Annotated in this window: 9 protein-coding genes; 5 read left to right on the forward strand and 4 right to left on the reverse strand. The window is 68.1% G+C overall.

Going from position 1 to position 8,855, the window contains the following annotated elements; genetic code table 11:
- Nucleotides 1-5: 5 nt before the first annotated feature.
- A complete protein-coding gene (gene pbpC, locus ACJ7C5_RS13740; RefSeq protein ID WP_412704212.1) occupies nt 6-2,387 on the forward strand; it encodes a penicillin-binding protein 1C in 2,382 nt (793 codons plus the stop codon).
- 114 nt (nt 2,388-2,501) lie between these two features.
- Here the strand turns inward: pbpC and ACJ7C5_RS13745 are convergent, their stop codons facing one another.
- Nucleotides 2,502-3,077: a ferritin-like domain-containing protein gene (locus ACJ7C5_RS13745; RefSeq protein WP_049435264.1), complete on the reverse strand. Its 576-nt coding sequence runs from the start codon at nt 3,075-3,077 to the stop codon at nt 2,502-2,504.
- A 29-nt stretch (nt 3,078-3,106) separates the two neighbouring features.
- Nucleotides 3,107-3,589, reverse strand: a complete 483-nt coding sequence (locus tag ACJ7C5_RS13750; RefSeq protein ID WP_032127816.1) for a peroxiredoxin — start codon at nt 3,587-3,589, stop codon at nt 3,107-3,109.
- A 261-nt stretch (nt 3,590-3,850) separates the two neighbouring features.
- Here ACJ7C5_RS13750 and ACJ7C5_RS13755 point away from each other — a divergent pair, with 261 nt between their 5' ends.
- Nucleotides 3,851-4,744, forward strand: coding sequence for a DnaJ C-terminal domain-containing protein (locus ACJ7C5_RS13755; RefSeq protein ID WP_088026798.1), 894 nt, complete (start codon nt 3,851-3,853; stop codon nt 4,742-4,744).
- A gap of 174 nt (nt 4,745-4,918) precedes the next feature.
- Here ACJ7C5_RS13755 and pilH read toward each other — a convergent pair whose 3' ends face one another.
- Together pilH and ACJ7C5_RS13765 are read right to left on the reverse strand one after the other, a co-directional pair.
- Complete coding sequence (gene pilH, locus ACJ7C5_RS13760) at nt 4,919-5,290, reverse strand: twitching motility response regulator PilH (protein WP_005410644.1); 372 nt, start codon at nt 5,288-5,290, stop codon at nt 4,919-4,921.
- A gap of 88 nt (nt 5,291-5,378) precedes the next feature.
- On the reverse strand, nt 5,379-6,374 hold the full coding sequence (locus ACJ7C5_RS13765; RefSeq protein WP_412704213.1) for a YhdH/YhfP family quinone oxidoreductase: 996 nt from the start codon (nt 6,372-6,374) through the stop codon (nt 5,379-5,381).
- 153 nt (nt 6,375-6,527) lie between these two features.
- On the opposite strand from ACJ7C5_RS13765, the gene hflK reads away from it, so the two are divergent.
- The 3 genes from hflK (at nt 6,528) to ACJ7C5_RS13780 (ending at nt 8,774) form a co-directional block, all read left to right on the forward strand.
- Complete coding sequence (hflK, locus tag ACJ7C5_RS13770; protein ID WP_088026796.1) at nt 6,528-7,661, forward strand: FtsH protease activity modulator HflK; 1,134 nt, start codon at nt 6,528-6,530, stop codon at nt 7,659-7,661.
- Nucleotides 7,658-8,521: a protease modulator HflC gene (hflC, locus tag ACJ7C5_RS13775; RefSeq protein ID WP_088026795.1), complete on the forward strand. Its 864-nt coding sequence runs from the start codon at nt 7,658-7,660 to the stop codon at nt 8,519-8,521. Before hflK ends, hflC begins: the two co-directional genes overlap by 4 nt.
- Nucleotides 8,522-8,588: 67 nt before the next feature.
- A complete protein-coding gene (locus ACJ7C5_RS13780; RefSeq protein WP_088026794.1) occupies nt 8,589-8,774 on the forward strand; it encodes a DUF2065 domain-containing protein in 186 nt (61 codons plus the stop codon).
- The last annotated feature ends 81 nt before the right edge of the window (nt 8,775-8,855 follow it).

Below are 8,855 nucleotides of genomic sequence, written 5' to 3' on the forward strand. Positions count from 1 at the left end.
CTGCGATGAAACGCACGATGAAGACCCGGCTGGCGGCCCTGCGCCGCCGGCTGCGGCCGCTGTGGCCGTGGCTGCGCTGGGGTACGGCGGGTCTGTTGGCACTGCTGCTGGTGCTGGATTTCGCCTTCCCGCCGCCGCTGCCGAAGCAGCGTGATACCAGCACCCTGGTGGTGGCTGCCGATGGCACACCGCTGCGTGCGTTCGCCGACGCCGAGGGCGTGTGGCGTTATCCGGCATCGATCGACAGCGTCTCGCCGCTGTACCTGCAGGCGCTGCTGACCTACGAAGACCGCTGGTTCTGGCGCCATCCGGGCATCAACCCGCTGGCGATCCTGCGTGCCAGCGGCCAGCTGCTGCGCGGCGGTCGCATCGTGTCCGGTGGCTCGACCCTGACCATGCAGGTCGCCCGCATCCTCGACCCGCATACGCGCACGCCCTGGGGAAAGCTCAAGCAGATGCTGCGCGCGGTGCAGCTGGAAGTGCATCTGAGCAAGCAGCAGATTCTGGCCCTGTATCTGGAGCGTGCGCCTTACGGCGGCACCATCGAGGGCGTGGAAGCGGCCAGCTGGGCCTACCTGGGCAAACCAGCGGCGCAGCTGTCGCATGCCGAGGCCGCGTTGCTGGCGGTGCTGCCGCAAGCGCCGAGCCGGCTGCGCCCGGACCGCCATCCGGAAGCGGCGCAGAAGGCGCGCGACAAGGTGCTGTCACGCATGGCCGAACTGGGTGCGTGGACACCGGAAGAAGTGGAAGACGCGCGCATCGAGAATGTGGTGGCGCGCTCGCTGCGGCCGCCACTGCATGCCGCATTGCTGGCGCAGCGGCTGCACTCGGCGCAGCCGGGCCAGGCACGCATCCAGAGCAGCATCGACATCGGACTGCAGCGCACGCTGGAAGAACGCGTGGCCAGCTATTTCTCGACGCTGCCCGAGCGCACCTCGGCGGCTCTGCTGGTGGTCGACAACCAGACCCTGCAGGCGCGTGCCTATGTCGGCACGCTGGCGTTCGGTGACCGCCAGCGGCTTGGCCACGTGGACATGGTGCAGGCCTGGCGTTCGCCGGGCTCCACGCTGAAGCCGTTCCTGTATGCGATGGCACTGGATGACGGCCTGATTCATTCGGAAAGCCTGCTGGTGGATGCGCCACAGAGTTTCGGCAGTTACCGCCCCGGCAACTTCGACATGGCCTTCAACGGACCGATCGGCGCTTCCAGTGCGTTGCGCCTGTCGCTCAACGTGCCCTCGGTGGATCTGCTGCAGCGGGTCGGGGCCGCGCGCTTCGCCGCGCGCCTGTCGCACTCCGGCATCCAGCTGCGCTTCCCGCCGGGCAGCACGCCCAACCTGTCACTGATCCTGGGCGGCACCGGGGCGCGGCTGGAAGACCTGGTCGGCGCGTTCGCCGCGCTCAACCGCAACGGCATCGCCGGCCGTGTGCGCTACACCGACGACGAGCCGATGATCGAGCGGCGCCTCGCTTCGCCTGGCGCAAGCTGGATCGTGCGCGAGATGCTGGAATCGAATCCGCGCCCGGGCTACAGCGTTGGTACGTTCGATGTCGGTGGCCGCCCGCGTGTGGCGTGGAAGACCGGCACCAGTTACGGGTATCGCGATGCGTGGGCGATCGGCAGTACCCGCCACTACACCGTGGGCGTATGGGTGGGGCGGCCAGATGGCACGCCGTTGCCCGGCCAGTATGGTGCAGTCACCGCACTGCCGCTGATGTTCGAAGTGGTGGACAGCCTGCCGCGCCAGCGTGGCGATTCGGCTGCCGCACCGATGCCGGCCAGTGTCAGCCAGGAAGACATCTGCTGGCCCACCGGCGAACGCGCCGAGGGCCTGCCGGCGGCGCTGTGCCAACGTCGGATGTCGGCCTATCTGCTGGACGGCGCGGCGCCGCCGACCTTCCCCGAGCGCGAGGCGCGGCGCTGGCAGCCGGGGCGGCAGCGTTACCTGGCCGACGCGCGGACCGGTCTGCGTGTATCCGCTGATTGCCATTTGCCGCATGAGGAAGTCGCGCGCGAGATCGCGCGCTGGCCGGCGTTGTTGTCCCCGTGGCTGCCCAAGGCCACGCGCGAGGCTTCGCAGCTGCCGGCGCTGTCGCCGGACTGCCGCGACGATGGGCGCGAAGCCAGTGTCGCGCTGCATGTGGACGGCCTCAATGATGGCGCCACGCTGGCCCGTGCGCCGAATTCGGAACATGGCGTGCGCCTGCAGCTGCGCGCGCTGGGCAGTGAGCAGGCAGTGGACTGGTTGCTGGATGGACGCTGGATCGCGCAGACCCATGGCGCGCAGTTGATGCAGCGCGAGTTCGCCGATCCTGGCGCACACACCCTGACCGCGCTGGCGGCAGATGGGGCATGGACGCAGGTGCGGTTCAACGTCCTGCGGTAGGTGCCGGCCTTGGTCGGCGCGCGGTCCAGCGTCAACGACACCGCCATGCTCTGGTAGGTGCCAACCTTGGTTGGCACGCGGCAAAGGCGCCCACCAAGGTGGGCATCTACCAGATCATTCCCCGATCCACCCATCCAGCAGGTCGGCAAACTCGTCGGCGTGTTCCTCTTCCTGCGCCAGGATCTCTTCGAGGATGCGCTTGGTGGTGGTATCGCGGTCGCCGATGAAGTTGATCATTTCGCGGTAGCTGTCGATGGCAATCCGTTCGGCCACCAGGTTCTCGCGGACCATGTCGCGCAGATCGCTGCCTTCCTTGTATTCGGCATGCGAGCGTGCGGTCAGCGTGTCGGGGTTGAGATCCGGCTCACCGCCGAGCTGCACGATACGCTCGGCCAGCTTGCCGGCATGCGCCTGTTCCTGCTGTGCATGCTCAAGGAATTCGGCCTTGACCGCGTCGGCCAGCATGCCCTTGGCCATGAAATAGTGCCGGTAGTAGCGCAGCACGCACACGTACTCGGTGGCCAGTGCGTCGTTGAGCAGCTTGATCACCACCTTGCGGTCGGCGCTGTAGCTGTCGGTGATAGCCCCGTCTTCGATGTTGCGCCGGGCGCGTTCGCGCAGGGTCTTGCGGTCACTGATGCCGGGAACCTTGGCGGCGGGCTTTGCGGCTTTGGCTGGCTTGCTGGACATGGCTGGCCGTTTCCTCTTGCGGTGGGGAATCAGGTAGGCAGGTGCTCCAGCACGTACTCGGCCGAAGACACCTCGAACTGGCCCGGCTGCTCGATCCAGGCCGCACGCACCACGCCATCGACCACGTACAGCGCGAAGCGGCGCGAGCGGATGCCCATGCCCGAGGCGCTGGCGTCGAGCTCCAGTCCGAGCGCGCGGGTCAGTTCGGCATTGCCGTCGGACAGCATCAGCAGGCCGTCGGGCACGCTCTGGTCGGCGGCCCAGGCCTTCATCACGAACGGGTCGTTGACGGCCATGCAGTAGACGTCGATGCCGCGCTGGCGGAACGCCTGGAACTTCTCGACGTAGCCGGGCAGGTGGCGCGCCGAGCAGGTCGGGGTGAATGCGCCGGGCACGGCGAACAGCACCACCTTGCGCGCATCGAACAGCGAATGCGTATCGAGTGTTTCGATGCCCTCGCGGATGCGCTTGAGGGTCACTTCCGGAATGCGGTCGCCGACATGGATGGTCATGGGGAACTCCTTGCTGGGGCAGGCTAGTGGGCCGGATGGGACAGGGGCGTCAAGACATTGGAAAACCCGTGTGCAGGCCCCATCTTCAGGCTTTGCGGCGGGGGCTTCCAGCCACAGCCTGGGGCATCGGCATGGCAGCCGCATTGCGCAGGATCAGTCGGCCTCACCGGGTCCGCACGAGGCGCGGCGTAGCATCGCCGGCGCGTAGAATGAACCCGGGGCGGCGCCACCGGCGCGGCCGAAGCAGATCGAGGTAGCTGGATGGAATTCAAGGATTACTACGCCACCCTGGGGGTGGAACCGAGCGCGGGCGAGGCGGAGATCAAGACCGCCTACCGCCGGCTGGCACGCAAGTACCACCCGGACGTCAGCAAGGAGGCCGGGGCCGAGGACAAGTTCAAGGCGGTCAACGAGGCCTACGAGGCGCTGCGTGACCCGGAAAAGCGCGCGGCCTACGACCAGCTGCGCGCACAGGGCTATCGCCCGGGCGAGGAGTTCAACGTACCGCCGAACTACGGCGGTGCCGGTGGCTTCAACTTCGAGGAAGTGTTCGGCGGCGGTGGCCCCAATGGCGGCTTCAGCGACTTCTTCGAGAGCCTGTTCGCGCGCCAGCGTGGCGGTGGCGGCGCTGGTCCGGGCCCGGGGTTCAGCAGCCAGGGTCATGCACCCAACCGCGACACCCGCGCCAAGCTGTCGGTACCGCTGGAAGCGGCCTACAGCGGCGACAGCCTGCGCATCACCGTCAACGGCAAGCAACTGGATGTGCGCGTGCCCAAGGGCATCCGTCCGGGGCAGGTGATCCGCCTGGCGGGGCAGGGCAACCATGGCGGCAACCTCCTGCTGGAAGTGGAATACGCCGCCCACCCGCAGTTCGAGGTTGATGGCCGCAACATCCTCTATACGCTGCCGGTCACGCCGTGGCAGGCCGCGCTGGGCACCAGCATCAGCGTGCCGACCCTGGGTGGTGCGGTGGAGCTGAAGATTCCGGCCGATTCCGATGCCGGCCGCAAGCTGCGCCTGCGCGGCCGTGGCCTGCCGGGCAACCCGGATGGCGACCAGATCGTCGAGATCGAGATCGTGGCCCCGGCCGCGACCGACGAGGCCCAGAAGAAGGCCTACCGCAACCTGGCCAAGGCATTTGGCGAGTCAATCTGAGCACGCCTTGCGGTAGTGCCGGCCGCTGGCCGGCAATTTCATGACCCGGGACGGTGATGCGTGGTTGCCGGCCAGCGGCCGGTGGGGTTTCGGGGGGGCCGGGGCTCGTAATTTTCACCCCGTGGGCGGGGGGGGGGGGGGGGCGGGCCCGCGCCCGGCACTACCGCGCGCATCTCAGCCCTGCCCGGCGAACACCCGTTCCAGCACCTCGGACAGTTCGTCTTCCGAGAACGGCTTGGTGATGTAGGCCTTGGCGCCCTGGCGCATGCCCCACATGCGGTCGGTGTCCTGGTCCTTGGTGGTCACCAGGATCACCGGGATGTGCCGGGTCGCCTCGTCGCGCGCAAGCGTGCGGGTGGCCTGGAAGCCATTGAGGTTGGGCATCACCACGTCCATCAGGACCAGGTCGGGCAGCTCGGCCTTGGCGGTTTCAACCCCGGCGGCGCCATCGGTGGCGGTCAGGATCTGGTGCCCGAGCTTCTCGACGATGCGCTGTATCCCCAACAGCTGCGACGGTGAGTCGTCGACGATCAGAATGCGTGCCATGTTGTTCCCCATGTAATGCCCGCAGTGTAGTGCGGGCACATTACTGGCGGGAGGGCCGCGTCTGCCGTCCGTCGCCTGCCTGCGACGTTCAGTCGATCCGCACCACGGTGCGGCCCAGCGATCCACCAGCCAGCATCCGCTCGAACACGGCGGGAAGACCATCGAGACCGACTTCGGCGGTGCAGATGCGGTCCAGTTTCTGCGGCTTCCAGTCGCTGCCCAGTCGCGACCACACTTCTTCGCGCAGCCCGCGCGGTGCATTGGCCGAAGACACGCCCAGCAGCGAAACGCCGCGCAGGATGAACGGCATCACCGTCATGTCCAGCGACGGGCTGGCGGCCAGGCCGGCACTGACCACGCTGCCGTAGGGCACGGTCTGCGCCAGCAGGCTGGCCAGCATGTCGCCTCCGGCATTGTCGAGGCCACCGCCGAAGCGGGCTGACTGCAGCGGGCCGGTGTCGGAGAGCGCCTCGCGCGGCAGTACCTCGGTGGCGCCGATGCTGCGCAGGAAATCGGCCTGGTCCGGCTTGCCGCTGATCGCGTGCACGGTATAACCGGCCCGGCTGAAGATCGACAGCGCCAGCGCGCCAACGCCTCCGCTGGCGCCGGTCACCGCCAGCGGGCCGAGATCCGGGGTCTGCCGGTTGTCCTGCATGCGCAGCAGGGCCAGCGCCGCCGTGAAGCCGGCGGTGCCCAGCACCATCGCCTCGCGCGGGGTCAGCCCGGCCGGCTGGGCGATCACCGCGCGCGATTCCAGCCGCACGTACTGGCTGTAGCCGCCGTCACGGGTCTCGCTCAGGCCGCAGCCGGTGGCCAGCACGGCGTCGCCTTCACGCCAGTCCGGGTCGGTGCTGGCGACCACGGTGCCGGCTACGTCGATACCACCTACCAGCGGGAAACGGCGCAGGATCTTGCCTTTGCCGGTGCCGGCCAGGGCATCCTTGTAGTTGACCGAGGACCAGTGGGCGCGGATCAGCACCTGGCCGGGGTTGAGGTCTTCGATCTTGAGCTGGGCCAGGCCACTGCGGTAGCCAGCGTCGTCGTTTTCGATGCGGAAGGCGGTGAACGGGGTGGTGGGGGCCATCGGCGTTGCCTGACTTCGAGGAAAACGCCACCTTACCCCGTCGCCCCCCTTTCGATCCTGCCGATCCGCCCCATCTTGTATGATCGGTGATGGTTTCACGGCTGGTGGTGCGGGAAGGGCCCGCGCCGCAGCCCAAATCTTGATGGAGCGTGCATGGCCTGGAATACACCCGGCGGCAACAAGGGCGGACAAGGCCCCGAGGACAATCGACGCGGGCCCTTCGGGTCGCGCGGCGGTGGCAATGGTGGTGGCTGGGGCGGACTGCCCGGGCCGCTGAAGGACCTGTTCGACGGTGGCATCGTGCGTTGGGTGGTGGCAGCCGTGGTGTTGCTGGTGCTGTTCTCCAGCTTCCAGCTGATCGGCGAACAGCAGCGTGGCGTGGTGCTGCGCTTCGGCCAGTTCTCGCGCATCCTGCAGCCCGGCCCGAACTTCAAGCTGCCGTGGCCGATTGAATCGGTCACCAAGGTCAACGCCACCGAGATCAAGACCTTCTCGATCCAGGTGCCGGTGCTGACCCGCGACGAGAACATCGTCAACGTCTCTCTGAACGTCCAGTACCGCATCGACGACCCGCAGCAGTACCTGTTCGGCACGGTCGATGCCAACCAGGTGCTGGAACAGTCGGCGCAGAGCGCGGTGCGCGAGGAAGTCGGCCGCGCCGACCTCAACGCGGTACTGAACAACCGTGGCCCGCTGGCCGTGGCTGCCGAAGAGCGCCTGCAGGCGCTGCTGAAGGCGTTCAAGACCGGCCTGACCGTGACCGGCCTGACCCTGCAGGACGCCCGTCCGCCGGAAGAGGTGAAGCCGGCCTTCGACGAGGTCAACGGTGCCCAGCAGGTCAAGGAACGCCTGATCAACGAAGCCCAGGCCTACGCCGCCAAGGTCGTGCCGGAAGCCCGAGGCCAGGCCTCGCGCGCCCGTACCACCGCCGAAGGCTACAAGCAGGCCGTGGTGTCCAAGGCCGAGGGTGACGCGCAGCGCTTCAGCCTGTTGCAGGCCCAGTACAAGGACGCCCCGGAAGTGACCCGCAAGCGCCTGTGGCTGGAGACCGTGCAGCAGGTGCTGAGCGAGAACCGCAAAGTGATCGGTGGCGATGGCCGCCAGCTGATCTACGTGCCGATGACCGGCGATACCCGTCCCACCACCTCGGCTCCGCCGGGGGTGACCAACCCGGAGGTGGTGATGCCGTCGTTGCCGGGCGCAACGGTGGAACAGTCCCGTGATCCGGGCCGGCCGGTGGGCCGCCCGACCGGGCGACCGAGCGGCCGTGAGGAGGGCAGCCGATGAAGAGTCCTATCTGGATCGCCGTGATCGTGGCGGTGGTGCTGGGCCTGCTTGGCTCGGTGTACGTGGTCCGTGAGGACCAGACCGCCATGGTGCTGAACCTGGGCAAGGTGGTGCGTTCGGACATCAAGCCGGGCCTGCACTTCAAGGTGCCGGTGGTGGAAACGGTGAAGGTCTTCGACCGCCGCTTCCAGGTGCTCGACACCGCACCGGCGCGCTACTTCACCGCCGAGCAGAAGGACGTCAGCGTCGACTTCTTCGCCATCGGCTACATCTCCAACGTGGGTGACTACTTCCGTGCCACTGGCGGCGATCCGCGCATCGCCAATGCCCGCCTGGCACCGATCATCACCGACTCGCTGCGCAACCAGATCAACTCGCGCACCCTGCAGCAGCTGGTCTCCGGCGACCGCAGCGAGCTGATCGCCGAGCAGCTGAAGGGAATCAACGAAGCGGTGGCCGGCCTCGGCATGCAGATGATCGACCTGCGCATCAAGCAGGTGGACCTGCCGACCGACAGCCAGGTGATCAACGACGTGTATGAACGCATGCGCGCCCAGCGCAAGCAGGAAGCCGCCAAGCTGCGCGCCGAAGGCGAGGAGCAGTCGCTGACCATCCGCGCCCAGGCCGACCGTGACAGCACCGTGCTGATCGCCGAAGCCGAGCGTGATGCCCAGCGCCTGCGTGGTGAAGGCGATGCCGATGCGGCCCGCATCTACGGCAAGGCCGGCTCGGCCGATCCGTCGTTCTATGCATTCTACCGCAGCCTGGAGGCCTACCGTGGCTCCATGAGTGACGGCAACGGCGTGATCGTGCTCGACAAGAACGACCCGTTCCTGCAGTACCTGAAGAACGACCGCTGAGGTCGCAGGGCAGTACCCCACGGGGCCCGGCCAGATGCCGGGCCCCGTGCTTTTTCCGGAGTCCCCCATGAAAGATCTGTTCGCCGCCGTCTGCCTGGTGGCGGTGCTGGAAGGCCTGTTCCTGTTCGTCGCGCCGTTTGCCTGGAAGCGCATGGTCGAGCGCCTGTTGGACCTGCCCAGCCCGGCCCTGCGCAGCTTCGGCGGGCTGGTGCTGCTGGCCGGCCTGAGCCTGCTGTGGTGGGTGCGGCATTGAAAGGGTAGTGGCGGGGGGGGGGCGGGGCCCCCCCCCCCCCCCCCCCGCGGCCGCGCCCCCCCCCCCGCCGCCCGCGCCGCC

The sequence above is a fragment of the Nocardiopsis yanglingensis genome (assembly GCF_045809185.1).
Lineage (GTDB): Bacteria > Pseudomonadota > Gammaproteobacteria > Xanthomonadales > Xanthomonadaceae > Stenotrophomonas > Stenotrophomonas yanglingensis.